Raw genomic sequence first — 26,402 nt, forward strand, 5'->3', positions numbered from 1 at the left:
TTATTTACGTTTGTTTAGTTGTTATGGATTAAGGTTATTAATAATTAACGGATCTGTATGCATAACAGCATTAAAATGCAGGTTATTTATACATAAAATAAAAGTTTAATTTAATTGAAATATGGAGAAATTAGTAACACAGTTTAGAAGAAAGTAGGAATTGTGATGGAGCATTTAATCCAACATTTTCGTAAAGATGAACAACCTTTTATTGAACAAGTCATTGGATGGCAACGTGAGGTAGAAGATCGCTATGCTCCAAAATTGACCGATTTTTTAGATCCGAGACAGCGTTTTATTGTAGAGTCCATTGTTCAGCAATCAGATGACCTCCATGTATTCACAGAAGGGATATTTGAAGAGGCAGAGCGCAAACGCATGCTCATTGCCCCTTCCTATTACGAGCCGGCAGAAGCCGATTTTCAAATTGCCGTGTATTCATTGATTTACCCGACGAAATTTGTCCAGCTGCGCCATCCGGATGTTTTAGGTGCATTATTATCGATTGGGCTAGACCGAAGCAAGTTTGGGGATATCCGACTTGCCGATAATACAGTTCAATTTGCAATTGCATCGGAAATCTCGGATTATGTGCGGGCGAATTTAACGAGTATCGGCAAAGTAAAGGTAAGTGCTGAGGAAATGGATCCGACTACACCATTTATTCAAAACGAGGAGCAATGGGTCGAAAGCTCTCATACCGTTTCTTCAATGCGCCTGGATGTCGTCTTAGCGACAATCGTTAATATCTCCCGTCAAAAATCACAAAGCTTAATCAATGCCGGAAAAGTAAAAGTTAACTGGACTGTTAGGGAAGCAGTGGCGTTTGAATTGCAGGAGGGCGACATTATTTCTGCGCGAGGATACGGGCGGTTGAAAGTTATCCTGACAGAAGGCCGGACAAAAAAAGATAAGATTCGATTACAAGTAGGTCGTTTAGAGCAAAAAGTATAATTTTCAACTGTTTTTTAGGAAAACATGATGTTATTCCCAAAAGAAACGTTTATAATACTTGTAAGAATGTACGTAAAAAGGAGAGTAGAACGATATGCCATTATCACCTCTTGATATACATAATAAGGAGTTTACACGTGGGTTCCGTGGATATGCAGAAGACGAAGTAAATGAATTTTTAGATCAGATTATAAAAGATTATGAGATTGTTTTACGCGAGAAAAAAGAGCTTGAAGAAAAGATTAAGATGATGTCAGAACAGATGAATCATTACAATTCATTGGAAGACACATTACAGAAATCAATTGTTGTTGCTCAAGAGGCAGCTGGCGAAGTTCGTCGCAATTCCGAAAAAGAAGCAAAGCTCATCGTTAAAGAAGCTGAAAAAAATGCAGATCGTATTGTAAATGACGCATTGGCAAAAGCAAGAAAAATAACGATTGAGATTGACGAATTGAAAAAACAGTCGAAAGTATTCCGCAACAGATTTAAAATGTTGGTGGAAGCACAGCTTGATTTACTGAATACAGGCGATTGGGATCAGTTACTGGAATATGATGTGGACTTAACGGAAATTCAGGACCACAATCGTAAAGAAACCAATGAAGAGAACCAAAATGACGAAAATGCCGTGTATTAGTCAACGGTACTTGACATTTTATACAGCCTTTTCATATACTGAAAAATAATGAATAGGATGCACTTGCATCATGCTTTGACGGAGACAGTAAATTTGACATTGTGGGTTAGCGATTCGAGGATGGTGAGAGCTCGAACGAAGCAAGTTAAATCGAAAATCACTCCTGAGCTAAATAACTGAAATTCAAGTAAGTTATTTCGTAGCACACGACGTTACAGTGTCTAATGAGGCTAATTTTATTTAGCGAATTTAGGGTGGTACCACGAGACTAATGCTCCTCGTCCCTTTTACAGGGATGGAGGGGCTTTTTTGTTGTTTGAAAAGCTTTCAAATCCTTTAGAGCATTAAAAAAATCATACTGAAATTGTTGATTGGAATGAAGGGGGAACAAATGCTAAAATCGTCACGTCCTGTGACATCGCATTCCGCATTCGTGACCAACATCGTGTTGACTCCCAGCAGAATTGAAAATCAACAATCAGCAATCGATAAGATCATTAGGAGGAATTTAAAATGGTAGAGTATAAAGACACGTTATTAATGCCGAAAACCGACTTCCCTATGCGCGGCGGTTTACCAACAAAGGAACCGCAAGTTCAAGCACAATGGGATGAAATGGATATCAACAAGCTAGTACTGGAGCGTACAAAAGATCGTCCTCACTACTTGTTGCATGATGGCCCTCCATATGCAAACGGAGACATCCATATCGGTCACGCATTAAACAAAGTTATCAAAGATATGATTAACCGCCAAAAATCAATGTCAGGATTCCATGTACCTTATATTCCAGGTTGGGATACACACGGTTTACCAATCGAGCAGGCACTGACAAATAAAGGTGTTAAACGCAAAGAAATGTCGGTTGCAGAATTCCGTGAACTTTGTGAGAAATATGCTTATGAACAAATTGAAAACCAAAAAAGCCAATTCCGTCGTCTAGGTGTACGTGGTGACTGGGCAAATCCATATATTACATTAAAACCTGAATTCGAAGCACGTCAAATCGAAGTATTCGGGAAAATGGCAGAGAAAGGCTATATTTATAAAGGCTTAAAACCAGTCTATTGGTCACCGTCTTCTGAATCTGCATTGGCAGAAGCGGAAATCGAGTATAAAGATGTTGAATCGTATTCAATTTATGTTGCATTCGGCATTAAAGACAGCAAAGGCGTAGTACCGGCAGATGCTAAATTTGTCATCTGGACAACAACGCCATGGACAATTCCAGCAAACTTAGGGATTTCAGTGAACCCTGAATTCACTTATGTTGTCGTTGAAACAAACGGCAGCAAATATATCGTAGCAAAAGATTTACTTGAAAAGTTATCAGCAACATTTGGTTGGGAAGATGTTCAAATCGTTCAGGAAGTACAAGGTGAACAGCTTGATATGATCGTTGCAGAACATCCTATTTACAAACGTGATTCATTAGTAATGGTTGGTGACCACGTAACTGCTGATGCTGGTACGGGTTGTGTACACACAGCGCCGGGACACGGTGAAGACGACTATCAGATCGGGAAACGCTATGGTCTTGACATTTTATCACCAGTAGATAACGGTGGCTGCTATACAAATGAAGCACCTGGTTTTGAAGAATTATTCTACGAAAAAGCAAATCCGGTTGTTATTGAAAAATTAAAAGAAGAAAATGCATTATTGCATGTTTCTAAATTTACACACTCATACCCGCATGACTGGCGTACGAAAAAACCGGTAATTTACCGTGCAACACCACAATGGTTTGCATCTGTTGAAATGTTCCGTGATGAATTATTAGATGCCGTAAAAGCGACAGAATTTACACCGGCATGGGGCGAAACTCGTCTTTACAATATGATCCGTGATCGCGGTGACTGGGTAATTTCTCGTCAGCGTGCATGGGGTGTGCCAATTCCGATTTTCTATGCGGAAGATGAAACACCGATCATCACACCAGAAACAATCGCACATATTTCAAAATTGTTCCGTGAACACGGTTCAAATATTTGGTTCCAGCGTGAAGCGAAAGACTTGCTTCCAGAAGGCTTTACACATGAAGGTAGCCCGAACGGCAAGTTTACTAAAGAGAACGACATTATGGACGTATGGTTCGACTCAGGATCATCTCACCAAGGTGTGCTTGTAGAGCGTGGACTGAAATATCCTGCTGACCTTTATCTTGAAGGATCTGACCAACACCGCGGCTGGTTCAACTCATCATTAATTACATCTGTTGCAATTAATGGCCATGCACCATATAAAGGTTTATTAACACATGGTTTCGTATTGGACGGTGAAGGACGCAAAATGTCTAAATCACTTGGCAACACGATTGACCCGATTAAAGTAATGAACCAATATGGTGCCGACATCATTCGTATGTGGGTAGCATCTGTCGACTATACAGGCGATGTTCGAATTTCAATGGATATGTTGAAGCAAGTTTCTGAAACATACCGTAAAGTGCGTAATACATTGCGCTTCCTGCACGGAAATGTGACTGACTTTAACGAAACAACTGACCGTGTAGCTTATGAAGAATTACGTGAAATGGATCAGTATATGTACATGCGCTTACAGGATGTTGTAAAAACAATCCGTGAAGCTTATGACCGTTATGACTTCTCAACTGTATACACAACTGTAAATAACTTTGTAGCTATCGAGCTTTCTTCATTCTACTTGGATATCGCAAAGGATGTTGTATATATCGAAGGAACAGATAATAAAGACCGTCGTGCAATGCAAACGGTTATGTATGATACATTAATGGCACTAGTAAAACTATTAACGCCAATTATTCCACATACGACTGAAGAGTTATGGAGCTACATCGAATTCGATGGTAAGCCACAATCTGTCCAATTAACAGATTTCCCTGAAGTAGTAGAACAGGCAAACTTTGCAGAACTACGTACGAAGTGGGTAAAAGTAATTGCAGTACGCAATGAAGTGTTAAAAGCATTGGAAGAAGCGCGTAATGCAAAAACAATCGGTAAATCACTGGAAGCAAAAATTTCGGTTTATGCAGATAGTGAAACAGTCGAGCTATTGAATGATGCAAACATCGATTTTGCACAGCTTTCAATTGTATCTCAATTCGTTATCGCAGGCAGTAAGGAAAATGCACCTGCAGAAGCGTTGGTACTTGATAAAACAGCGTTAGTTGTTGAAAAAGCTGATGGGGAAAAATGTGAGCGTTGCTGGACAATTTCAGAAACAGTAGGCGCAAGTGAAAATCACCCTACATTATGTAAACGTTGTGCAGATGTTGTAGAAAACTATTACGTATAAAAATCCGGAACGCTATTGCCATTTTGGCAATGGCGTTCCTTTATACCTTATTTATTTTTTGAAAAAATAAATTATTTAGGAGTTGTACATTTTGGAACGAATCGAACAGAAGCCATTAACTCCTGATACGTTTCTGCAGGGGGTAAAAGACTGTGTGCCGACATTGCTCGGCTATATTAGCATCGGTCTTGCATTTGGTGTTGTCGGAATTGCTTCAGGAATTTCGGTATTGGAAGTATTTTTACTTTCGGTACTTGTATATGCAGGATCCGCCCAGTTTATCTTTTGTGGCCTGTATTTAGCCGGTGCCCCTGTAACGGCGGTCATTGCTACCATTTTTATCGTCAATTTACGGCACTTGCTTATGTCTTTGACTATTGCCCCATATTTCACAAAGTATTCCACGCTGCGTAATATCGGGTTTGGGACATTGCTGACAGATGAAACATTTGGTGTTTCTGTCGTTAGTGCCGGAAAAGAAGGACGTCTTGGCGGGAAGTGGATGGACGGTTTAAACATTACAGCGTATACGACTTGGATTGCGGCATGCTCAATAGGCGGCATTATCGGGCAATGGCTGCCAGACCCGGAAAAGTGGGGACTGGACTATGCTTTGGTGGCAATGTTTGTCGCACTGCTTGTTCTGACACTTGCGAGCATTCCAAAAGAAAAATTAATGCATTACATAAAACTGATCCTCATTATGGTTATCAGCATGTACGGGATGCTTTACTTTATGCCCGGGCATTTAGCTGTCCTGTTATCAACCGTAATTGTTGCAACGATTGGGGTGGCATTGGAAAAATGACAACCTCGGTAGCGATGGTATTACTAATTTTAGGATGCGCCCTAGTAACGTGGATTCCTAGAATATTGCCGTTTATATTAGTGAAAAATATGAAGATGCCGAAAATCGTGCTGCGATGGCTTGCCTACATACCTGTTTGTATATTGTCTGCCCTTGTAATTGAAGGTTTCTTCGAAAAAGAAGAAGCGATCGTTACGGTTCATTGGCTTAATGTGATGGCGTTTATTCCTACGTTATTTATTGCTTTACTTACAAAAAGTTTATCGAAAACAGTCATTGCCGGAGTATTGACAATGGCAGGATTGCGATTATTTTTTGGTTGAAGGTTTAGAGGATTTTGAGCTTGTTTAGTTGAATGTGACTAAACAAGCTTTTTCATATGAAATGTAGTGGCCGCTCTTTTATTAGCTAATGTGGATTCGAATGTAGAAACTTGATCACCGAAAGTAGAATCTTTAGTATGAAAAGTAGATCTTTCACCTAAAAAGTATAAGCTGCTGCTTTTATTGTCACTTTTCACACATTAAAAATATCAGATGGTCTGATATTATGTTAAAATAGGTAAGATATATCGTAAACGGAGGATTTGCTGTGTATAAATATTACGGAATCGCAATAATTGCAGTCATTTTGGATCAATGGACAAAGTGGCTCATTGTTAAAAATATGGAATTAGGGGAACGCATCAGTGTATGGGATCCTTGGTTTGGCATTTTATCGCATCGTAACCGTGGTGCGGCATGGGGCATGTTGGAAGGACAAATGTGGTTGTTCTCAGTTGTTACAGTTGCTGTCATTATCGCCATTATTTATTTTAATCATACAGAAGCAAAAGGGAAGCCACTTTTTCATGTAAGCTTAATGCTGTTATTAGGTGGCGCGGTTGGTAACTTTATTGACCGATTATTCCGTGGAGAAGTAGTTGATTTTGTCGATGTTTATATACCGGTAATCAATTATCATTTCCCGATCTTCAATATAGCGGACGCAGCTTTGACAATTGCTGTTGTAATGCTTTTCATTACGATCATACTAGAAGAAAAAAAGGATAAGAAAAAGGTGAAATAATGACAGTAGTCACATTAACAATAGAAGAATTTGCAGGGGAACGTATCGATAAGGCACTTTCACAAATGGAAGAATCTTGGTCACGTTCGCAAATTAGTAACTGGCTGGATGAAGAACGTATTTTAGTAAACGGTGCAGCTGTAAAAGCAAAATATAAAGTGAAGCAAGGCGACGTTATTGAAGTAACGGTTCCGGAAGTAGAAGATTTGGAAATCATTCCAGAAGATTTAAATTTGGAAATCGTTTACGAAGATGCGGACGTTTTAGTTGTGAATAAACCGCGCGGAATGGTTGTTCACCCGGCACCAGGCCATGCAACCGGCACATTAGTAAATGGTTTAATGCATCATTGCAAAGACTTATCCGGCATTAACGGTGTGGCACGTCCAGGTATTGTACACCGTATTGATAAGGATACGTCCGGTTTATTAATGGTTGCAAAAAATGATGTTGCCCATGAAAGTCTTGTTAATCAGCTTGTTGAAAAATCGGTAACACGTAAGTATACGGCTTTAGTACATGGTCATATTGCGCATGAAAAAGGAACAATTGATGCTCCAATCGGCCGTGACCAGAAAGACCGTCAAAAGCAGGCAGTTGTCGATAAAGGCAAGCATGCGGTTACACATTTCCAAGTGATCGAGCGTTTCGGTGAGTTTACTTTAGTGGAGTGCCGTCTTGAAACAGGCCGTACACACCAAATTCGTGTGCATATGAACTATATCGGTTTCCCGTTAGCAGGAGATCCAAAATACGGTCCAAGAAAAACAATCGATTTCGGCGGCCAAGTATTACATGCTGGTGTATTAGGATTTATCCATCCTGTAACGAAAGAATATTTAGAGTTTGAATCACCGCTACCGGAAGATTTCAAACAATTAATAGAAGAATTACGCGGATAATTTTGAACAGCCGGCTCCTTATATAGGGGGCGGCTGTTTTTTAGTTAGGGAAGGTTTGTGGTCGGCTTTATTAGAACTATTGAAGAGGATATTAGAAAGTAGGTCGGCGATATTAGAAGATGAAGAGCTTTTATTAGAAAATGACTGGGAAGGGGTTCAATTTGGGGTGTAATTTCGGTATGTAGAGGCATTCACATAGCCTAAATTAGAACATTCGCAGTGGATATTAGAAGAAGTTGCGGCGATATTAGAAGATGTATGGCTTTTATTAGAAAACGGATGGAAATTGGTTCGAATTGAGACATTACCTTTTGCATGCAAAGGCTTTCGAGTAGCTTAAATTGATTTTATTAGAACATTTGAAGAGGATATTAGAAAATACTCAGTACATATTAGCACATTGGGGAGCTTTATTAGAAAATCACGCATACTTATTTGAACAATGCGCCAATATATTAGAAGATACAGCTTTTATTAGAAGATTTAAAAATATATTAGAACATACAGCACACTTATTAGAAAATCCCTACCAAGACCAAATATAAAATAATATTCAAACTTTTCTAACATTAAATTTTAGTTGTCTGACCTTCGCTAAGTTAGTTGACTTATTAAATAATCAAGCCTATACTGACAACAGTGGACTACAGAACTTGACGAGAGCAAGCAGGTAGTCACAGCAAATCAAATCAATCTGAATATTGTTCACCTTTAATGGCAGTCCAGAGAGGCTGAGAAGGGATAATGTGAAGCAACGGAATTTTTGTGCGCAAAAATACCCGTGTGCAGTTTTTCAACATGACTTTTCAAACCCTCTAGAACTTTCTAGAGGGTTTTTTGTTTGAAATTTACATTGATCATACCCAGTGAACATGGAAAAAACGAAAGGAGCAGCACCATGGAAAATTTTACAGTATTACTTGATGGCCCATCGATGAACCGTGCGATTACACGAATTGCACACGAAATTATTGAACGTAACAAAGGCATTGATGAAGTGATTTTAGTCGGGATTAAAACACGCGGTGCCTATTTGGCAAGACGGCTTGCGGAAAGAATCGAATCGATTGAAGGAAAAGCAATTCGCACAGGAGAGCTTGATATTACATTGTACCGAGATGATTTAACACCTAAGCACGAGCAGGCACAGGTTAAGCAAGTTGATATTGAGCACGAAGTAAAGGAACAGAAAGTTGTGCTGATTGATGATGTTCTTTATACAGGAAGAACAGTACGTGCAGCATTGGATGCCATTATGGACTTAGGGAGACCGGCGCAAATCCAGCTTGGGGTTCTCGTTGACCGGGGCCACCGTGAATTGCCGATACGTGCTGACTATGTAGGGAAAAATATCCCGACATCAAGCGCTGAACGCATTGTCGTCAATCTCGTAGAAACAGACAAAGAAGATATTGTAACAATTCATAAATTTGAGGAATAAGTGAATACAGGGAGAGAACATCATGACAAAAGCAGTATTGGATATTCATGAAAAACCTACAGTAGGGCAGCTGATTACATTTAGTTTCCAGCACATGTTTGCCATGTTCGGATCAACAATTTTAGTACCAAAATTAGTCGGGTTAAGCCCATCCATTGCACTTTTAACAAGCGGAATTGCGACAATTATCTTTTTGATCATTACACAGTTTAAAGTACCGGCTTACTTAGGTTCATCATTTGCCTTTATCTCTCCGATTATATTGGTAGCAGGCTTATCGGAAGCAGGTGTTGCAATCAACCCTGGAAATGCAATGATCGGAGCAATGATGGTCGGTGTTGTATACGCAATCGTAGCATTATTAATCTGGAAAACAGGCTACAAATGGCTGATGAATATTTTACCGCCGATTGTCGTTGCACCAGTAATTATCGTTATCGGATTAGGGTTATCTGGCACGGCAGTCGATATGGCGATGAATGTAGACGGCGAATATAGCGGCCTTCACTTCTCGGCGGCATTGGTAACGTTAGCTACTGCGATTATTTTCACAGTATTCTTTAAAAACATTTTAAGTGCAATGCCAATTTTAATGGGGATTATCGTTGGTTATATTTATTCGGTCATCATCGGAATCGTTGACTTCACAGCTGTCAAAAATGCAAAGTTCTTCGCATTGCCGGACTTTTTAATCCCTGGTGTACACTATGACTTCCAACTTACCGGCGCAATTTTTATCGGAATGGTGCCGATTGTCATTGTGACGATTTCAGAACATATCGGCCACCAGCTAGTATTAGGGAAAGTTGTAAACCGCAACTTCATTAAAGAGCCGGGCTTACATCGTTCGCTGTTAGGTGATGGCCTTGGAACATTTGCTTCAGCACTGATCGGCGGTCCGCCAAAAACAACATACGGCGAAAACATCGGGGTTCTTGCTATCACACGTGTATATTCAGTGTATGTAATTTTAGGAGCAGCAGTTGTGGCCATTGTAGTATCATTTTCGGGTCAGCTGATGGCACTGATTGAAACAATCCCGACAGCAGTACTTGGCGGTATTTCAATCCTGTTATTCGGGATTATTGCAGCAAGTGGTTTACGTATGTTAGTGGAGAGCAAAGTAGACTTCGGAAATAACCGTAACATGGTCATTGCATCCGTAATATTAGTAGTCGGAATTGGCGGGGCGGCAATGCGCTTTACGGAAAGCTTTGCGATTGAAGGAATGGCATTAGCGTCGATTATCGGTGTCATCTTGAACCTGGTATTGCCAGGTCGTGAAGTAACAGAAAAAGATATTTACGAAACAGAAGAATAAAAGAAATACCTTTTAAAGATTGTCCAGAGAGGCAAGGAAGGGTATGACATGCATGAAAGGATCATTTTTAGAATGATACCTTACCTTGTCACACCTTCCAAGCCTCGCTAATGATGATAGCGAGGCTTATTTATGACGAGATATTGTATATTTAAACAAAAAGTAGATTAAATATTCATAATGTAATAAAATAATATCAAGCTAGCATTTGCGCCGGGGCGTAATTGATATAAGCGGAGGCACTCACATGAAAAATTTATTATCGATGGAACATTTGTCAAATGAAGAAATAATGATGATTTTAAATCGAGCACAGCATTTCGAAAATGGGGAAAACCCTGTGTTACAACGCGAATTTCATGTAGCAAACCTTTTCTTTGAGCCAAGTACACGTACAAAAACGAGCTTTGAAATGGCGGAGCGTCGACTAGGATGTACTGTTATACCGTTTGATGCCGAGTTTTCCAGCACGACAAAGGGAGAAACGCTGTACGATACAGTCAAAACATTGGAAATGATCGGAATCGATGCTGTCGTTATTCGAGATAAGGAAGATGAATATTACAACGAGCTTCTAGAAGGCATCGGGTGTGCGGTCATTAATGCAGGTGATGGCGCTGGCCAACATCCTTCCCAGTCATTGCTGGATTTATATACGATCCAAAAAGAGTTCGGTCGATTTGAAGACTTGAATATTACGATCGTCGGTGATATTTCACATAGCCGTGTCGCAAAATCAAATGCGACAGCACTTACTCGATTAGGGGCAAATGTTCGATTCCTTTGTCCGCCGGCATGGGCAGGCAATTTTGAAGCGGCACATAGCTGGGATGAAGTGCTAGAAGACAGCGATGTCATTATGCTGCTGCGAATCCAGCATGAACGTCACTCCGTAAGTAAAAACTTTTCAAAAGAAAGCTACCATGAAGAGTATGGTTTAACGATTGAACGTGAACAGCGGATGAAAGAGAGGGCCATCATTATGCACCCGGCACCGGTAAACCGCGATGTGGAAATTGCGGATGCCCTTGTAGAATGCAGTCGTTCCCGCATTTTCGAACAAGTGCGAAACGGTGTATTTACACGAATGGCCATTTTAGAAACGATTTTGAAAGGAAGAGATCAAAATGACAACAGTTATACAAAATGTGAAGCTACTCAATGAGGAAGGCGAATTAGTAGTTTCTACTATTGTAATAGAAAACGGCAAAATCGCTTCAATTAATGGAGACATTCCAGCTGGCGCTACGGTGATTGACGGGAATGGCCATTTCGCATCACCCGGTTTTGTCGATGTACATACCCATTTACGTGAGCCTGGCTTTGAACATAAAGAAACGATTGCAACAGGTTCTGCATCTGCAGCAAAAGGCGGTTTCACAACAATTTGTGCGATGCCAAATACAAAGCCGGTACCGGATTCAGTAGAAAATATGCAGCTCATTAACGGATTGATCAAAGAAAGTGCAGTAATCCGCGTTTTACCATATGGCTCATTAACGAAAGATATTTCCGGAGAAGTCCGCACGAATATGCAAGAGTTAAAAGAACAGGGGGCAGTCGCTTTCTCGGATGACGGCATCGGTATTCAGCTAGCGTCGACCATGTATGAGCAAATGCAGCAGGCAGCAAAGCTCGATGCGGTTGTCGTAGCACACTGTGAAGATAATTCACTTATTTACGATGGGGTTATGCATGAAGGAAAGCGAAATAAAGAACTTGGTTTACCAGGGATTCCTTCAATTTGCGAGTCCGTACAGATTGCTCGAGATGTACTGCTGGCTGAAGCGGCTGGTGCACGATACCATGTATGTCATGTATCGACGAAAGAATCCGTACGCGCTGTAAGGGATGCAAAAGCAGCAGGAATTAAAGTGACAGCGGAAGTTTGTCCACACCATCTATTGTTAGAAGAAATGGATATATCATCTGATGATGCTAACTGGAAGATGAACCCGCCATTACGTGCTGCAGACGATAAAGATTCACTGCATGCAGCACTGCTTGACGGTACGATCGACTGTATCGCAACAGACCATGCACCGCATACAGCAGAAGAAAAATGCTGCGGTATGGTTGGGGCACCATTCGGTATTGTTGGTTTTGAGACAGCATTCCCGTTATTGTATACAAATTTTGTAGAGACAGGGAAATGGAAATTGAAGCAATTAGTCGACTGGATGAGTGTAAAGGCAGCCCAAATTTTCGATCTTCCATACGGAACATTGGAAGTAGGCGCTTCAGCGGATCTTGTACTAATCGATTTGGATAAAGAACAGACAATTGATGCAGAAGGGTTTGTCTCAAAAGGACGTAACACACCATTTAACGGATGGACTGCAAAAGGATGGCCGGTAGTAACGATGTTTGAAGGCAATATTGTATATCAGGAGGCAGAATAATGAAGAAGCGTTTACTAATCTTAGAAGATGGCACTGTATTTACAGGTACTGCATTTGGAAGCGACAAAGCGAGTCAAGGAGAAGTTGTATTTACTACAGGGATGACAGGCTACCAGGAAACTATTTCAGACCCATCATTTTACGGGCAAATTGTTACATTAACATACCCGTTAGTCGGAAATTACGGCATTAACCGTGATGACTTTGAAGCAATTACTCCTGCAATCCGCGGTTTTGTCGTACGTGAATTGGCAGAGCAGCCATCAAACTGGCGCTCGGATATGTCTTTAGGGGATTACTTGGCAACACAAGATATCCCTGGCATAGAAGGAATCGATACAAGAAAATTAACGCGCATTATTCGTGCAAAAGGAGCTGTACGAGCGATTTTAACTGAAGCGAATGCCGAAGTGGATATCGCAAAGATCGTAGCTCAATTACAGGAGACACCTTATATTACACACCATGTGCGCGAAGTATCGCCAAAAGCGGCATACCCGTCACCAGGACGCGGAAAACGTGTCGTGCTGATCGACTTCGGAATGAAGCACGGTATTTTACGCGAATTAAACAAGCGTGACTGTGATGTACTGGTCGTACCTTATAACACGACAGCCGAGCAAATTTTAGCAATGCATCCGGATGGCATCATGCTTTCGAACGGTCCAGGAAACCCGGAAGATGTAACAGAAGGAATCGAAACAATTAAAGGACTAATCGGAAAAGTGCCAATCTTCGGTATTTGTTTAGGGCATCAACTGTTTTCACTAGCTTGTGGCGCAAAATCGTTTAAACTGCCATTCGGTCACCGAGGCGGAAATCATCCGGTTAAAAACCTTCGTACTGGTCGCACGGATTTAACGAGCCAAAACCATGGCTATGCAATCGATATTGAATCATTAAAGGATACAGATCTAGAGTTAACACATGTCGCTTTAAATGATGGTACTTGTGAAGGGGTTCGCCATAAGAATTATCCGATTTTCACTGTGCAGTATCACCCGGAAGCATCACCAGGTCCTGAAGATTCAAACTACCTATTTGACGAATTTATCGAAATGATGAAAATCGAAGCAGCAAAGGAGAACCAATATGCCTAAACGTACAGATATAAATACAATTTTAGTAATCGGCTCAGGTCCGATCGTAATCGGTCAAGCAGCAGAGTTTGACTATGCAGGGACACAAGCATGTCTATCGTTAAAAGAAGAGGGCTATAAAGTAATTTTAATCAACTCGAACCCGGCGACAATTATGACGGATACTGAGATCGCAGACAAAGTATATATCGAGCCAATCAGCCTTGAATTTGTATCGCGAATTTTACGGAAAGAGCGTCCGGATGCAATTCTTTCTACATTAGGTGGTCAAACAGGGTTAAATATGGCAATCGAGCTTGATGAGTCTGGAATTTTAGATGAACTAGGAATTGAAATTCTTGGTACAAAATTGGATGCGATTCATAAAGCTGAAGACCGTGATTTATTCCGAAACTTAATGTATGAACTTGGTGCACCGGTTCCAGAGTCTGATATTATCCATAACATGGAAGAAGCGAAAGCGTTCGTTGCGAAAATCGGTTATCCGGTAATCGTCCGTCCGGCATTCACACTTGGCGGAACAGGCGGCGGAATTTGCTACAACGATCAGGACTTACAGGAAATTGTAACGTCTGGTTTAAAATACTCGCCTGTAACGCAATGTTTACTGGAAAAATCAATCGCAGGCTTTAAAGAGATTGAATATGAAGTAATGCGTGATGCGGCAGATAATGCGATCGTTGTATGTAACATGGAAAACTTTGACCCGGTCGGTATCCATACAGGTGACTCAATTGTCGTGGCGCCAACACAAACTTTATCAGACCGTGAAAACCAAATGCTGCGTAACATTTCACTTGATATTATTCGCGCATTAAAAATCGAAGGTGGCTGTAACGTACAGCTTGCATTAGATCCATACTCATTCCAGTACTATGTAATTGAAGTAAACCCTCGTGTATCACGATCATCTGCGTTAGCATCAAAAGCGACAGGATACCCGATCGCGAAGCTTGCAGCAAAAATCGCTGTAGGACTTACATTGGATGAGATTAAAAATCCTGTTACAGGTTCAACATTCGCGTGCTTCGAGCCGGCACTTGACTACATTGTGGCAAAAATTCCACGTTGGCCATTTGATAAATTTGAATCGGCAAAACGTAACCTTGGTACACAAATGAAGGCGACTGGGGAAGTTATGGCACTTGGTCGTACATTTGAAGAAGCGATTTTAAAGGCTGTCCGTTCATTGGAAACTGGCCATGTGCATATTGAAATGAAACATGCAGATGAATTAACAGATACATGGATTGAAAAGCGTATTAAAAAAGCAGGGGATGAGCGTCTATTCTTTATAGGTGAAGCAATACGACGTGGTGTTACTGTGGAAAAAATCCATGAATGGTCTGCAATTGACATGTTCTTCTTAACAAAGCTGAAAAAAATTGTAGATATGGAAACAACATTGGCAGAGAACAAAGGCAATCAGGAAGTTTTACGCACAGCGAAACGTTTAGGCTTTGCAGATAAAAAAATTGCACAGCTATGGGAAATGGAAGAGCAAGCGGTTTATGATTTCCGTAAAGAGCATGGCATTATTCCAGTATATAAAATGGTTGATACATGTGCGGCCGAATTCGAATCGAATACACCATACTTCTACGGTACTTACGAGGAAGAAAATGAATCGATCCGAACTGACAAACCTTCAGTTGTAGTACTCGGCTCAGGTCCGATCCGTATCGGTCAAGGCGTAGAGTTCGACTATGCAACAGTTCACTCTGTATGGGCAATTCAAGAAGCGGGCTATGAAGCGATCATCATTAACTCAAATCCAGAAACAGTTTCGACGGACTTCTCGATTTCGGATAAATTATACTTCGAGCCGTTAACAATTGAAGATGTGATGCACATTATTGATCTGGAACAGCCAATCGGCGTAGTCGTACAGTTCGGCGGGCAAACAGCGATCAATTTAGCGGATAAGCTTGAAGCGAATGGTGTGAAAATTTTAGGGACGACACTTGAAGATATTGACCGTGCTGAAAACCGTAACAAGTTCGAAACGGCATTACAAGAACTGAAAATTCCGCAACCTCCTGGCGATACAGCAACATCAGCAGAAGGTGCGATGAAAATTGCAGAAGGTTTAGGCTTCCCTGTATTAGTTCGCCCGTCATATGTACTAGGCGGCCGTGCAATGGAAATTGTTTATAACATGGAAGAGCTTGCTCACTATATGACAAACGCGGTTGAAGCATCACCGGATCACCCTGTATTAGTAGACCGTTACTTAACGGGACAGGAAATTGAAGTCGATGCAATTTGCGACGGTGAGAATGTATTAATTCCAGGAATTATGGAACATGTTGAACGAGCAGGTGTGCACTCAGGTGACTCAATCAGTGTATATCCACCACAAAAGTTAACAGATGCTCAGAAAGAAATATTAGTAGACTATACGACTCGCCTGGCAAAAGGCCTTGGTATTGTCGGCTTAATGAATATCCAATATGTAATGAGTGAAGGTGAAATTTACGTCATCGAAGTAAATCCTCGCTCAAGTCGTACTGTACCGTTTTTAAGTAAAATTACAAACATCCCAATGGCAAATATCGCAACAAAAGCGATTCTTGGTCAATCGATTATTGAACAAGGCTATCCAACAGGACTGGCACAAGAACAGAAAGGCGTATTCGTAAAAGTACCGGTATTCTCATTCGCAAAATTACGCCGTGTCGACATTACATTAGGACCTGAAATGAAATCAACAGGGGAAGTAATGGGGAAAGACGCTACTTACGAAAAAGCATTATATAAAGGTTTCGTAGCAGCAGGAATGGAAATTAAAACACATGGTACAATCCTGTTCACTGTATCGGATAAAGATAAAGAGGAAGCAATCAGTCTGGCGAAACGCTTCTCGACAGTCGGCTACCGTATCGTAGCGACAGAAGGTACAGCAAAAACATTTGAAGAAAAGGGTATTAAAACTGACGTCGTAGAGAAAATCGGCGGTAAAGGGAAGACATTGATCGATATGATTCAAAATGGTGAAGCCCAATTAGTTGTCAATACATTAACAAAAGGGAAACAGCCTGCACGTGATGGTTTCCGTATTCGTCGAGAATCCGTTGAAAACGGTGTACCATGCCTAACTTCATTAGATACAGCAGAAGCAATGCTGCGCGTAATCGAATCAATGACATTTACAGCAGAAGAAATGCCGAAAGCGGAGGTAGTACACTAAAATGATTCGTCAAGAGAAAATGACAGTTGTAGCGCAAAAGCAAATTGCGACGAACATTTTCGAATTGACACTACAAGGACAACTGGTTCAGGACATGACGCCTGGCCAGTTTGTTCATGTAAAGGTGTCAAATACATTCGAACCTTTGTTACGTCGACCAATCAGTATTGCCAATGTAGATAAAGAAAAAAATGAATTTACGATGATTTACCGTGCTGAAGGCCGTGGCACGAAATTTCTGGCAACAAACCGGGAAAATGAAATCGTGGATGTGTTAGGTCCGTTAGGGAACGGGTTTCCTGTTGAAGCGGCAAAGCCCGGCCAGACGGCGCTTTTAGTAGGAGGGGGAATTGGTGTCCCGCCACTCCATGAATTAGCGAAACAACTGAATGCGCGCGGCGTGAAAACGATCCATGTTCTAGGTTTCCAATCAGAGGATGTATGCTTCTACGAGGAACAGTTCACTGCATTAGGCGATACTTACTATGCAACAGTAGACGGCACGAAGGGAACGAAAGGGTTTGTTACAACAGTATTTGATGAAGTGAAGCCTGAGTTCGATCTGTTTTATTCATGTGGTCCATTGCCGATGCTTCGTGCTTTAGAAGGCTATTACCCTGAAAAAGAAGGGTACTTATCCTTTGAGGAACGAATGGGCTGCGGAATCGGTGCGTGCTTTGCATGTGTATGCGATACGACAGAAGGTTATGGAAAAGACTATGTAAAAGTGTGCTCAGACGGGCCAGTATTCCCGAAAGGAGTTGTGGCATTATGAGCCGATTAAACTTACAATTGCCAGGTTTGGACTTGAAAAATCCAATTATGCCCGCGTCAGGCTGCTTTGGCTTTGGACGCGAATATGCCCAGCTTTATGATTTATCAAAGCTAGGTGCTATCATGATTAAAGCAACAACAGTGGAAACGCGTAAAGGAAATCCGACACCGCGTGTAGCCGAAACATCAGCAGGCATGTTAAATGCGATCGGCCTGCAAAATCCAGGGATTGAAAAGGTAATGGGTGAAGAGCTGAAGTTTTTGGAAAGCTATGATGTCCCGGTTATTGCCAATGTTGCCGGCACGGAAGTTGCGGATTATGTGGAAGTAGCAGACCGTATTTCAAAGGCCTCTAACATAAAGGCGTTAGAATTAAATATTTCTTGTCCGAATGTAAAATGCGGCGGGATTCAATTCGGGACAGATCCGGAAACAGCTAGACAGTTAACTGCTGCTGTAAAGGCAGTTTCAAGTGTACCTGTATATGTGAAACTATCTCCGAACGTGACAAATATTGTAGACATTGCCAAAGCGGTGGAAGCAGGCGGAGCGGACGGTATAACGATGATTAATACACTTGTGGGTATGCGTTTGGACGAGCGTACAGGGAAACCTGTCATTGCAAACGGGACAGGCGGCTTATCAGGTCCTGCCATTAAACCGGTAGCTATCCGTATGGTGTATGACGTTTATAAAGCTGTGAATATTCCGATTATCGGCATGGGTGGAGTGACTTGTGCACAGGATGTGATCGATTTTATGTCTGCAGGTGCATCAGCTGTGGCAGTAGGGACAGCAAACTTTGTGGATCATTTCGTATGTCCGACAATCATCGAGGAATTACCGGTCTTGCTTGATACATTAAATGTGAAGCATATTTCAGAAATTATCGGAAGGAGCCACCGTTAATATGAATACAAAACCAATTATTGCTTTAGATTTTCCTGGTGAGAAAGAAGTTATGGGTTTTTTAGAACAATTTGAAGAAAAACTTTTCGTTAAAATCGGGATGGAACTGTATATGCAGGAAGGCCCAACTATTGTCCGAAAAGTAAAAGAACAAGGACATGATATATTTTTAGACTTAAAGCTTCATGATATCCCGAACACAGTGAAATCAGCAATGAAGGGCTTAGCAGGGCTAGGTGTGGATTTAGTGAATGTTCATGCAGCAGGTGGACGGATGATGATGGAAAGTGCATTGGAAGGCTTGGAGTCGGGTACACCAGCAGGAGCTAAAAGAGCGGCGTTAATTGCCGTTACACAACTGACTTCTACGACTGAACAGCGAATGCATGATGAGCAAAAAATTGCCCTATCTTTGAAAGAATCCGTCTTACATTATGCACAGCTGACAAAACAAGCAGGTCTTCACGGTGTTGTCTGTTCTGTTCATGAGGCACAGGCTATTCGTGAAGCATGCGGAGATGACTTTTTACGGGTAACACCGGGAATCCGTATGCTGGGTGGGGAGGCACATGATCAACAGCGTATTGCAACCCCTGATGGTGCTCAAAAAGACGGCTCATCACTTATTGTTGTAGGACGTGCCATTACAGGTGCCGTCAATCCGGTGAAAGCATATCAAGAAGTTTGTAACTTATGGGAGGCTAATTAAAATGTCATTACAAAACGAAATTGCACACGCAATGCTAAAAGTAGGAGCGGTGGAATTGAATCCGACCGATTTATTTACATGGGCTTCAGGAATTCAGTCACCAATTTACTGCGATACACGTTTAACTATTTCGGATCCAGTTATTCGCAAGCAGCTTGCCAATGGACTTTCCTCATTAATTAAAGATCATTTTTCTGACTGTGAAGTAGTGGCGGGTACTGCAACTGCGGGGATTCCTCATGCAGCATGGGTAGCGGATATTATGCAATTGCCGATGGTTTATGTGCGTTCAAAAGCAAAAGAGCACGGCCGCGGAAATCAAATTGAAGGAAAATATGCAAAAGGTCAAAAAGTCGTTGTAATCGAGGATATCATTTCAACAGGAGGTTCTTCCATTACTGCTGTTGAAGCATTACGCAATGCAGGTTGTGAAGTGTTAGGGGTCGTATGTGTGTATACATATAATTTGCCTAAAGCGGATCAGGCGTTTGATGAAGCTGGCGTGAAATTTGTTTCATTAACAAATTTTGATTACTTAATCGATGCAGCAAAAGAGGCATCAGCCATTCAGGAAAAGGACATTCCTTTCTTAAAAAATTGGCATCAAGATTTAAAAACAGGTAAACTGAAATAAAAAAATATTAAAAATATTCAAAAACGTGTGAAGTTATTAAAAATATACTTTACACGTTTTTGTTATAGTTATATAATTCCATTATGTGAAATATCAGTTTTTTTAATAATGAAGTTTAATGAAATGCTTTTTTATTAAACAAAGCCTAAAAGTAATTCTCGTTGTTTTATGTTGGAAAAGCGATAAATTTAATCATTAAACGTTAATTTTTAAAATAAATTATCGGAAAATTTAAACTTAAAAGAATAGTTTGCTATTGATAAATTTAAAATGTTAAATTAGAATAGTTAGAAAGTTTAATAATTGACATGTAAATATGTTTTATGGATAATTTACAATGTAATACAAAAATTAACAAATAATTAATATTTTAAAAAGACTGAGTATTAGCAAGGTTTAAATTTTTTTGATAAGGGTATTTTATTCTATTTGGAAAAATTTAATTATAGAACGAGTTTAGCAGAGTCGAAGGTATGTTTAAGGAGAAAGGAGCGGTTATATAGTGTCTACGAATGAATTATTAGAAATCCGAAATTTACGTACGAGTTTCCGAATTAAAGATACATACTACCCAGCTGTAGACAATGTTTCGTTAACGCTTCGCAAAAATGAGATTTTAGCAATTGTTGGTGAATCAGGTTGTGGGAAAAGTACTTTGGCAACATCAGTGGTTGGGTTGCACAATTCTGTTACTACAAAAGTTGAAGGGGAAATTCTTTACAACAATCAAAACTTAGTTAAATTGACAGATGAACAGTTTAATAAGTTAAGAGGAAATGACATCGGTTTCATTTTCCAAGATCCACTTTCTGCATTAAACCCATTAATGCGTATCGGTGAGCAAATTGAGGAAGGGTTAATTTATCATACAAAATTAACTAAAGAACAACGTGAAAAACGTGTTATTGAATTATTGGATCAAGTAGGGATTGCGAATATGCAACGTGTTGCAAGTCAATTCCCGCATCAGTTATCTGGTGGTATGCGTCAGCGTGTCATGATCGCCATCGCATTATCAGGAAAGCCTGCAATCATTATTGCGGATGAACCGACAACAGCGCTTGATGTAACAATCCAAGCGCAAATTTTAGACTTATTAAAGTCACTACAAGATGAAATTCAATCAGGCATTATTTTAATTACACATGACTTAGGGGTTGTTGCTGAAGTAGCGGACCGAGTAGCTGTAATGTATGCCGGAGAAGTAATAGAGGAAGCACCTGTTGTGGAATTATTCAGAAACCCGAAGCACCCGTATACAAGGTCTTTACTGAAATCAATTCCTCAAACAAACAGTGAGAATGAAAAATTAGAAATAATTCAAGGGATGGTTCCTTCTTTAATGAAGTTACCACGCCAAGGTTGCCGTTTCTCATCACGTATCCCTTGGATTCCGCAATCAGCACATGAAGCAAATCCACAGCTTCATGAAGTTGCTCCTGGCCACCTTGTACGCTGTACATGTTGGAAAGATTTCCATTTTGAGGATGAGGAAGGGAGCGTAAATCAATGAGTTTCATGCAAGTAGAAGATTTAAAAGTTCACTATCCGATCCGAGGTGGATTTTTTAACACAGTAGTTGACCATGTTTACGCAGTAGATGGTGTAACGATGGAATTTGACCGAGGGAAAACTTACGGTCTTGTAGGGGAATCGGGCTCAGGTAAATCGACTACAGGTAAAGCAATTATCGGGTTGGAAAAAATTACATCAGGCCGTATTCTTTATGAAGGTGAAGATGTAACAAATGCACGCCGTAAACGTGATTCAGCCTATAACCGAGATATCCAGATGATATTCCAGGATTCACATTCCAGTATGAACCCGCGTAAACGTGTATTAGATATTTTAGCAGAGCCAATTCGTAATTTCCTGAAGTTGTCTCCGCAAGAAGAGCGCAAACGTATTAATGAGCTACTGGCAATTGTAGGGATGTCAGAGGACGTACTACTTAAATATCCGCACGAATTTTCTGGTGGACAAAAGCAACGTTTAGGGATTGCCCGTGCTGTTGCATGTAACCCAAAAATGATTATTGCTGATGAGCCCGTTTCGGCACTTGATTTATCCGTACAGGCACAAGTTTTAAACTTTATGAAGGATATTCAGGAACAATATGGAATTAGTTATTTATTCATCTCTCACGATTTAGGTGTTGTTCGCCATATGTGTGACCACATTTCTATTATGTATAAAGGTAGATTCGTAGAAACAGGTAAGCGTGAAGATATTTACACAAATCCGCAGCATATTTATACAAATCGTCTGCTTTCTGCAATTCCTGATATTGAGCCTGAAACTCGAATTGAACGTAAGCTTGAACGTCAGCAAGTTGAAGCAGCATATCGCCAGGAACAACATAAATATTACGATAAGGATGGAAAAGTATATCCTTTAAAATCGATTTCAGACTCACATAGAGTAGCAATGTCTGAAGATGAAAAGGAGCGTGTATAGTATGTGGAAAACGATAGTTCGCCGTGTATTAATAATGATTCCGCAGCTATTTATTTTAAGTCTCCTAATTTTCATATTAGCGAAACAAATGCCAGGGGATCCATTTACCGGATTAATTACTCCTGAAACAGATCCGAATGTTATTGAAGAATTACGTGTTAAAGCAGGTTTTTATGATCCATGGTATGTACAGTACTATAACTGGATAACAAATGCAGCACAAGGTGACTTCGGTCAAAGTTATACATTTAAAAAGCCGGTTGCAGATATTATTGGGGATCGTGCTATGAACACATTATTACTTTCATTGCTTAGTGTAATTTTCCTTTATGTGCTGGCAATTCCTCTAGGAGTACTGGCTGGACGTTACCACGATTCATTTTTAGATAAGTCTATTGTACTTTACAGCTTTATCTCTTATGCAATACCTGCATTCGTACTGTATTTAATTTTCGTATTCATTTTCGGTTACCGACTAATGTGGTTCCCGACAAGTGGTACGGTGGAAATAGGGGTAGATCCAGGAACCTGGAGTTATTATTGGAGTAAATTCTACCATTTATTGTTACCTGCAGCCAGCTATGCACTGCTAGGTACGACGGGTGTCATTCAATATTTACGTTCGGAAATTATTGATGCAAAAACAATGGATTATGTTAAAACAGCACGCAGTAAAGGGATACCGATGAAGAAAGTATATTCACGTCATATCTTCCGTAACTCTTTGTTACCGATTGCAGCGTTCTTAGGATTCACGATTACCGGTTTACTCGGTGGATCGATTTTCATTGAAACTGTATTCGCTTATCCGGGAATGGGTAAATTGTTTGTCGAGTCCATTTCAAGTCGTGACTACAGTGTAATAACGGCATTAGTAATGTTATACGGCTTCTTAGCATTATTAGGTAGTCTATTATCCGATATTATCTTAAGTATAGTGGATCCGCGAATTCGCATAGACTAATCAATCAATTAATAATGACTAAGGAGAGGTGATTTTAATCATGGAAAACAAAAATGAACAGACAGTAGAAAAATTAGAATCTCAAAGCTCTCCACCAACTGGTATTCAAGTAATATGGCGAGAGTTTAAAAAAGATAAATTAGCAATGTTCTCATTAATAGGAAGTATTCTGCTAATGATTGCGATTATGATTATGGCATTCTTCACTATTGATCAGACTGAAGTAATGAAAATTCAATTATTGGAGCGCTTCACTGAACCTGGTGTCCGAGGTTATCTCCTTGGCGCCGACGAAGCCGGACGGGATATGTTTGGGCAGCTGATCATTGGCGCTAAAAACTCAATCTTGATTGCAATTGCTATTACAATTATTGCAAATGTAGTAGGTATCGGTCTTGGTATTATTATGGGATATTACGGTGGTTTCATCGATAATTTCTTCATGCGTATTATTGATTTCTTTATCACTCTACCAACTACTATGATCATCATCGTAGTCGTAACAATCATTCCATCATACGGAATATTGGATTTAATCTTAATTATTGCAGCATTTCAGTGGATGTCGACGGCCAGACTTGTGCGATCAAAAGCACTTTCTGAAGCACGACGCGATTACATTAGTGCCTCTAAAACAATGGGTACAAGTGATTTCGCGATCATGTTTAAAGGATTATTGCCAAACTTAAGCTCGCTCTTAATTGTCGAAGTGACATTAAGCTTTGCGGGAAATGTAGGGATCGAAACAGGTCTTTCGTTCTTAGGTTTCGGTTTACCACCGTCAACACCAAGTTTAGGAACTTTAGTAAGTTATGCTATGAACCCGATAATTTTATCGAGTAAATGGTGGGTATGGTTGCCTGCATCAATATTAATCTTAGTAATGATGCTTGGTATAAATTACGTTGGTCAAGCGTTACGACGCTCTGCTGACGCAAAACAACGTTTAGGATAATAAGGGAGGAAAAACAGATGAAGAAAAAGAAAGGTTTAATGCTGTCATCAGTATTTGCTACGGCACTAGTATTAGCAGCTTGTGGAGGCGATGACGAAACAACAACTGAAAAACCAGCTGAAAATACAGATGGTACAAAGACAGAAGAAAACACAAATGACGGCGGTTCTACTGCAGAATCTCCAACATTACCATCTGACGTTACAAATGATGGAGATGTAATCGAAGGCGGTACATTACAATTCGCTTTAGTAACAGATTCTCCTTTCCAAGGTGTATTCTCGTATGAATTATATGAAGACGGTTATGATTCAGACATTTTAGATTTCATGACAAACTCAATTTTCGAAACAGATGGTGACTTCCTTGTAACGGATGAAGGGATTGCGAAGTTAGATGTAGATGCAGATAACAACAAAGTAACAATCACTATCCAACCTGATGAAGTGAAATGGTCTGATGGTACGCCAATGACTGTTGAAGATATCATTTATGCATATGAAATTATCGGTCACCCTGACTATACAGGTATCCGTTATGATGATGATTTCAAAAACATTATCGGTGCTGCTGAATATAAAGCAGGTACTGCAGATACAATCTCTGGTATTAAAAAGATCGATGACAAAACAGTTGAAATTTCAATGACTAAAGTTTCTCCGGCTATCTACTCTTTAGGTGACGGCTTATGGGGTTATGCAGCGCCGAAACATGTGCTGAAGGATATTCCTGTTAAGGACTTAATCTCTTCAGATGCGGTACGTAAATCTCCTGTAACTTTAGGACCATTTAAATTAGATAAATTAGTTGACGGTGAATCTGTTCAGTTCGTAGCGAACGAGCACTACTGGAAAGGTAAACCGAAGTTAGACAAAGTAGTATTACAAGTAGTACCTTCATCTTCTATCGGTGAAGCATTACGTACAGGTAAATATGATATGGCATCTGCATATCCGACAAACCAGTATGATGGCGTTAAAGATCTTGAAAACTTAACAGTATTAGCTCGTCCGGAGTTAGCATACTCTTACCTTGGCTTCAAGCTTGGTAAATGGGATGCAACTGCAAGTGTAAACATTACAGATGAAAACGCAAAAATGAATGATGCTAATTTACGTAAGGCAATCGCTTACGCAATGGATATCGAGCAAGTTGGTGAGCGTTTCTACCAAGGTTTACGTTCACGTGCAACTTCATTAATTCCGCCAGCGTTCGCTTCATTCCATGACAATTCTTTAGAAGGATTCAACTATGATCCGGAAAAAGCAAAAGCATTATTAGATGAAGCTGGATACAAAGATGTTGACGGCGACGGAATCCGTGAAGATAAAAACGGTGAAAAATTCGAAATCCGTATGGCAGGTATGTCAGGTTCTGATACTGACGAAGCAATCGTTGAATATTACCGTCAAAACTGGAAAGATGTTGGTTTAGATGTACAGTTAACAACTGGCCGTTTAATCGAGTTCAACAGCTTCTACGACAAAGTAAAAGCGGATGATCCAGAAATCGATATGTTCATGGCTGCATGGGGTACTGGTACAAACCCATCTCCACTTGGTTTATACGGTGAAGGAGCTTCATTCAACTATAGCCGTTTCGTAACACCGGAATTACAAACATTATTAGCTGATATCGACTCTAAAGAAGCGGTTGACGCAGAATACCGTGCTGATGCATTCCGTAAGTGGGAAGAGTACATGTTCGAACAAGCAACAACAGTTCCAACATACTTCCGTACAGAAATCATTCCAGTTAACAAACGTGTGAAAAACTACAATGTTGACTATGGAAATGCAACTGAATTACATGAAATTGAATTAACAGCTGACGCACCAATTAAATAATTATTAACAAAAAAGCCGCTTAGAAATTTTCTAAGCGGTTTTTTCAAT

General features: G+C 40.3%; 23 protein-coding genes and 1 other annotated feature. All 23 genes read left to right on the forward strand.

Translation table 11 applies throughout. The features are described from left to right. Positions 1–165: 165 nt before the first annotated feature. The 23 genes from MHH37_RS04645 to MHH37_RS04755 all read left to right on the forward strand — a co-directional run bounded on the left by MHH37_RS04645 (position 166) and on the right by MHH37_RS04755 (position 26,354). Complete coding sequence (locus tag MHH37_RS04645; protein ID WP_342575230.1) at positions 166–954, forward strand: RNA-binding protein; 789 nt, start codon at positions 166–168, stop codon at positions 952–954. A 94-nt stretch (positions 955–1,048) separates the two neighbouring features. After that, positions 1,049–1,594, forward strand: coding sequence for a DivIVA domain-containing protein (locus MHH37_RS04650; protein ID WP_008403380.1), 546 nt, complete (start codon positions 1,049–1,051; stop codon positions 1,592–1,594). Positions 1,595–1,660: 66 nt separating this feature from the next. Next, positions 1,661–1,883, forward strand: a binding site (T-box leader). Positions 1,884–2,107: 224 nt separating this feature from the next. Beyond that, positions 2,108–4,873, forward strand: a complete 2,766-nt coding sequence (ileS, locus tag MHH37_RS04655; protein ID WP_342575232.1) for an isoleucine--tRNA ligase — start codon at positions 2,108–2,110, stop codon at positions 4,871–4,873. Between the two features lie 91 nt (positions 4,874–4,964). Continuing rightward, complete coding sequence (locus tag MHH37_RS04660; RefSeq protein ID WP_008403377.1) at positions 4,965–5,681, forward strand: AzlC family ABC transporter permease; 717 nt, start codon at positions 4,965–4,967, stop codon at positions 5,679–5,681. Further along, on the forward strand, positions 5,678–6,004 hold the full coding sequence (locus MHH37_RS04665; protein WP_251689470.1) for an AzlD domain-containing protein: 327 nt from the start codon (positions 5,678–5,680) through the stop codon (positions 6,002–6,004). The genes MHH37_RS04660 and MHH37_RS04665 overlap by 4 nt, the downstream gene beginning before the upstream one ends. 268 nt (positions 6,005–6,272) lie before the next feature. Then, complete coding sequence (lspA, locus tag MHH37_RS04670) at positions 6,273–6,749, forward strand: signal peptidase II (RefSeq protein ID WP_008403375.1); 477 nt, start codon at positions 6,273–6,275, stop codon at positions 6,747–6,749. Beyond that, complete coding sequence (locus tag MHH37_RS04675; RefSeq protein ID WP_008403374.1) at positions 6,749–7,651, forward strand: RluA family pseudouridine synthase; 903 nt, start codon at positions 6,749–6,751, stop codon at positions 7,649–7,651. Before lspA ends, MHH37_RS04675 begins: the two co-directional genes overlap by 1 nt. Positions 7,652–7,992: 341 nt before the next feature. After that, positions 7,993–8,196 (forward strand): hypothetical protein, encoded by a 204-nt coding sequence (locus tag MHH37_RS04680; protein ID WP_342575234.1) that lies wholly within the window; start codon positions 7,993–7,995, stop codon positions 8,194–8,196. A 314-nt stretch (positions 8,197–8,510) separates the two neighbouring features. Then, complete coding sequence (gene pyrR, locus MHH37_RS04685) at positions 8,511–9,092, forward strand: bifunctional pyr operon transcriptional regulator/uracil phosphoribosyltransferase PyrR (RefSeq protein WP_269454588.1); 582 nt, start codon at positions 8,511–8,513, stop codon at positions 9,090–9,092. Between the two features lie 22 nt (positions 9,093–9,114). Next, complete coding sequence (locus tag MHH37_RS04690) at positions 9,115–10,413, forward strand: solute carrier family 23 protein (protein ID WP_342575235.1); 1,299 nt, start codon at positions 9,115–9,117, stop codon at positions 10,411–10,413. A 247-nt stretch (positions 10,414–10,660) separates the two neighbouring features. Then, positions 10,661–11,578, forward strand: coding sequence for an aspartate carbamoyltransferase catalytic subunit (locus MHH37_RS04695; RefSeq protein WP_342575236.1), 918 nt, complete (start codon positions 10,661–10,663; stop codon positions 11,576–11,578). Further along, positions 11,541–12,815 carry a dihydroorotase gene (locus tag MHH37_RS04700; RefSeq protein ID WP_342575238.1) on the forward strand — a complete coding sequence of 425 codons (1,275 nt, stop codon included), beginning with the start codon at positions 11,541–11,543 and terminating at the stop codon, positions 12,813–12,815. Before MHH37_RS04695 ends, MHH37_RS04700 begins: the two co-directional genes overlap by 38 nt. After that, positions 12,815–13,915 carry a carbamoyl phosphate synthase small subunit gene (locus tag MHH37_RS04705; protein WP_342575239.1) on the forward strand — a complete coding sequence of 367 codons (1,101 nt, stop codon included), beginning with the start codon at positions 12,815–12,817 and terminating at the stop codon, positions 13,913–13,915. Before MHH37_RS04700 ends, MHH37_RS04705 begins: the two co-directional genes overlap by 1 nt. Further along, positions 13,908–17,105 carry a carbamoyl-phosphate synthase large subunit gene (gene carB, locus MHH37_RS04710; RefSeq protein ID WP_342575241.1) on the forward strand — a complete coding sequence of 1,066 codons (3,198 nt, stop codon included), beginning with the start codon at positions 13,908–13,910 and terminating at the stop codon, positions 17,103–17,105. The genes MHH37_RS04705 and carB overlap by 8 nt, the downstream gene beginning before the upstream one ends. A 1-nt stretch (position 17,106) precedes the next feature. After that, complete coding sequence (locus MHH37_RS04715; RefSeq protein ID WP_342575243.1) at positions 17,107–17,880, forward strand: dihydroorotate dehydrogenase electron transfer subunit; 774 nt, start codon at positions 17,107–17,109, stop codon at positions 17,878–17,880. Further along, positions 17,877–18,788: a dihydroorotate dehydrogenase gene (locus MHH37_RS04720; protein WP_342575244.1), complete on the forward strand. Its 912-nt coding sequence runs from the start codon at positions 17,877–17,879 to the stop codon at positions 18,786–18,788. The genes MHH37_RS04715 and MHH37_RS04720 overlap by 4 nt, the downstream gene beginning before the upstream one ends. 1 nt (position 18,789) lies before the next feature. Next, positions 18,790–19,497: an orotidine-5'-phosphate decarboxylase gene (pyrF, locus tag MHH37_RS04725; RefSeq protein WP_342575245.1), complete on the forward strand. Its 708-nt coding sequence runs from the start codon at positions 18,790–18,792 to the stop codon at positions 19,495–19,497. A 1-nt stretch (position 19,498) separates the two neighbouring features. Next, entirely contained in the window at positions 19,499–20,131 is a 633-nt protein-coding gene (gene pyrE, locus MHH37_RS04730; RefSeq protein WP_342575246.1) for an orotate phosphoribosyltransferase, read from the forward strand. A 499-nt stretch (positions 20,132–20,630) separates the two neighbouring features. Next, a complete protein-coding gene (locus MHH37_RS04735; protein WP_269764168.1) occupies positions 20,631–21,644 on the forward strand; it encodes an ABC transporter ATP-binding protein in 1,014 nt (337 codons plus the stop codon). Next, positions 21,641–22,588: an ATP-binding cassette domain-containing protein gene (locus MHH37_RS04740; protein WP_008403359.1), complete on the forward strand. Its 948-nt coding sequence runs from the start codon at positions 21,641–21,643 to the stop codon at positions 22,586–22,588. Before MHH37_RS04735 ends, MHH37_RS04740 begins: the two co-directional genes overlap by 4 nt. 1 nt (position 22,589) lies before the next feature. Continuing rightward, positions 22,590–23,552: an oligopeptide ABC transporter permease gene (opp4B, locus tag MHH37_RS04745; RefSeq protein ID WP_008403358.1), complete on the forward strand. Its 963-nt coding sequence runs from the start codon at positions 22,590–22,592 to the stop codon at positions 23,550–23,552. 40 nt (positions 23,553–23,592) lie between these two features. Further along, positions 23,593–24,507 (forward strand): ABC transporter permease, encoded by a 915-nt coding sequence (locus tag MHH37_RS04750; RefSeq protein WP_008403357.1) that lies wholly within the window; start codon positions 23,593–23,595, stop codon positions 24,505–24,507. Between the two features lie 17 nt (positions 24,508–24,524). Continuing rightward, positions 24,525–26,354 carry an oligopeptide ABC transporter substrate-binding protein gene (locus tag MHH37_RS04755; RefSeq protein WP_008403356.1) on the forward strand — a complete coding sequence of 610 codons (1,830 nt, stop codon included), beginning with the start codon at positions 24,525–24,527 and terminating at the stop codon, positions 26,352–26,354. Positions 26,355–26,402 lie beyond the last annotated feature (48 nt).

It is taken from the genome of Solibacillus sp. FSL K6-1781, assembly GCF_038630735.1.
Lineage (GTDB): Bacteria > Bacillota > Bacilli > Bacillales_A > Planococcaceae > Solibacillus > Solibacillus silvestris.

Coding starts and splice junctions, on each gene's coding strand:
- MHH37_RS04645 (WP_342575230.1), top strand. CDS start 166: ATGGAGCATTTAATCCAACATTTTCGTAAAGATGAACAACCTTTTATT.
- MHH37_RS04650 (WP_008403380.1), top strand. CDS start 1,049: ATGCCATTATCACCTCTTGATATACATAATAAGGAGTTTACACGTGGG.
- ileS (WP_342575232.1), top strand. CDS start 2,108: ATGGTAGAGTATAAAGACACGTTATTAATGCCGAAAACCGACTTCCCT.
- MHH37_RS04665 (WP_251689470.1), top strand. CDS start 5,678: ATGACAACCTCGGTAGCGATGGTATTACTAATTTTAGGATGCGCCCTA.
- MHH37_RS04675 (WP_008403374.1), top strand. CDS start 6,749: ATGACAGTAGTCACATTAACAATAGAAGAATTTGCAGGGGAACGTATC.
- MHH37_RS04690 (WP_342575235.1), top strand. CDS start 9,115: ATGACAAAAGCAGTATTGGATATTCATGAAAAACCTACAGTAGGGCAG.
- MHH37_RS04695 (WP_342575236.1), top strand. CDS start 10,661: ATGAAAAATTTATTATCGATGGAACATTTGTCAAATGAAGAAATAATG.
- MHH37_RS04700 (WP_342575238.1), top strand. CDS start 11,541: ATGACAACAGTTATACAAAATGTGAAGCTACTCAATGAGGAAGGCGAA.
- MHH37_RS04705 (WP_342575239.1), top strand. CDS start 12,815: ATGAAGAAGCGTTTACTAATCTTAGAAGATGGCACTGTATTTACAGGT.
- carB (WP_342575241.1), top strand. CDS start 13,908: ATGCCTAAACGTACAGATATAAATACAATTTTAGTAATCGGCTCAGGT.
- MHH37_RS04715 (WP_342575243.1), top strand. CDS start 17,107: ATGATTCGTCAAGAGAAAATGACAGTTGTAGCGCAAAAGCAAATTGCG.
- MHH37_RS04720 (WP_342575244.1), top strand. CDS start 17,877: ATGAGCCGATTAAACTTACAATTGCCAGGTTTGGACTTGAAAAATCCA.
- pyrF (WP_342575245.1), top strand. CDS start 18,790: ATGAATACAAAACCAATTATTGCTTTAGATTTTCCTGGTGAGAAAGAA.
- pyrE (WP_342575246.1), top strand. CDS start 19,499: ATGTCATTACAAAACGAAATTGCACACGCAATGCTAAAAGTAGGAGCG.
- MHH37_RS04740 (WP_008403359.1), top strand. CDS start 21,641: ATGAGTTTCATGCAAGTAGAAGATTTAAAAGTTCACTATCCGATCCGA.
- opp4B (WP_008403358.1), top strand. CDS start 22,590: ATGTGGAAAACGATAGTTCGCCGTGTATTAATAATGATTCCGCAGCTA.
- MHH37_RS04750 (WP_008403357.1), top strand. CDS start 23,593: ATGGAAAACAAAAATGAACAGACAGTAGAAAAATTAGAATCTCAAAGC.
- MHH37_RS04755 (WP_008403356.1), top strand. CDS start 24,525: ATGAAGAAAAAGAAAGGTTTAATGCTGTCATCAGTATTTGCTACGGCA.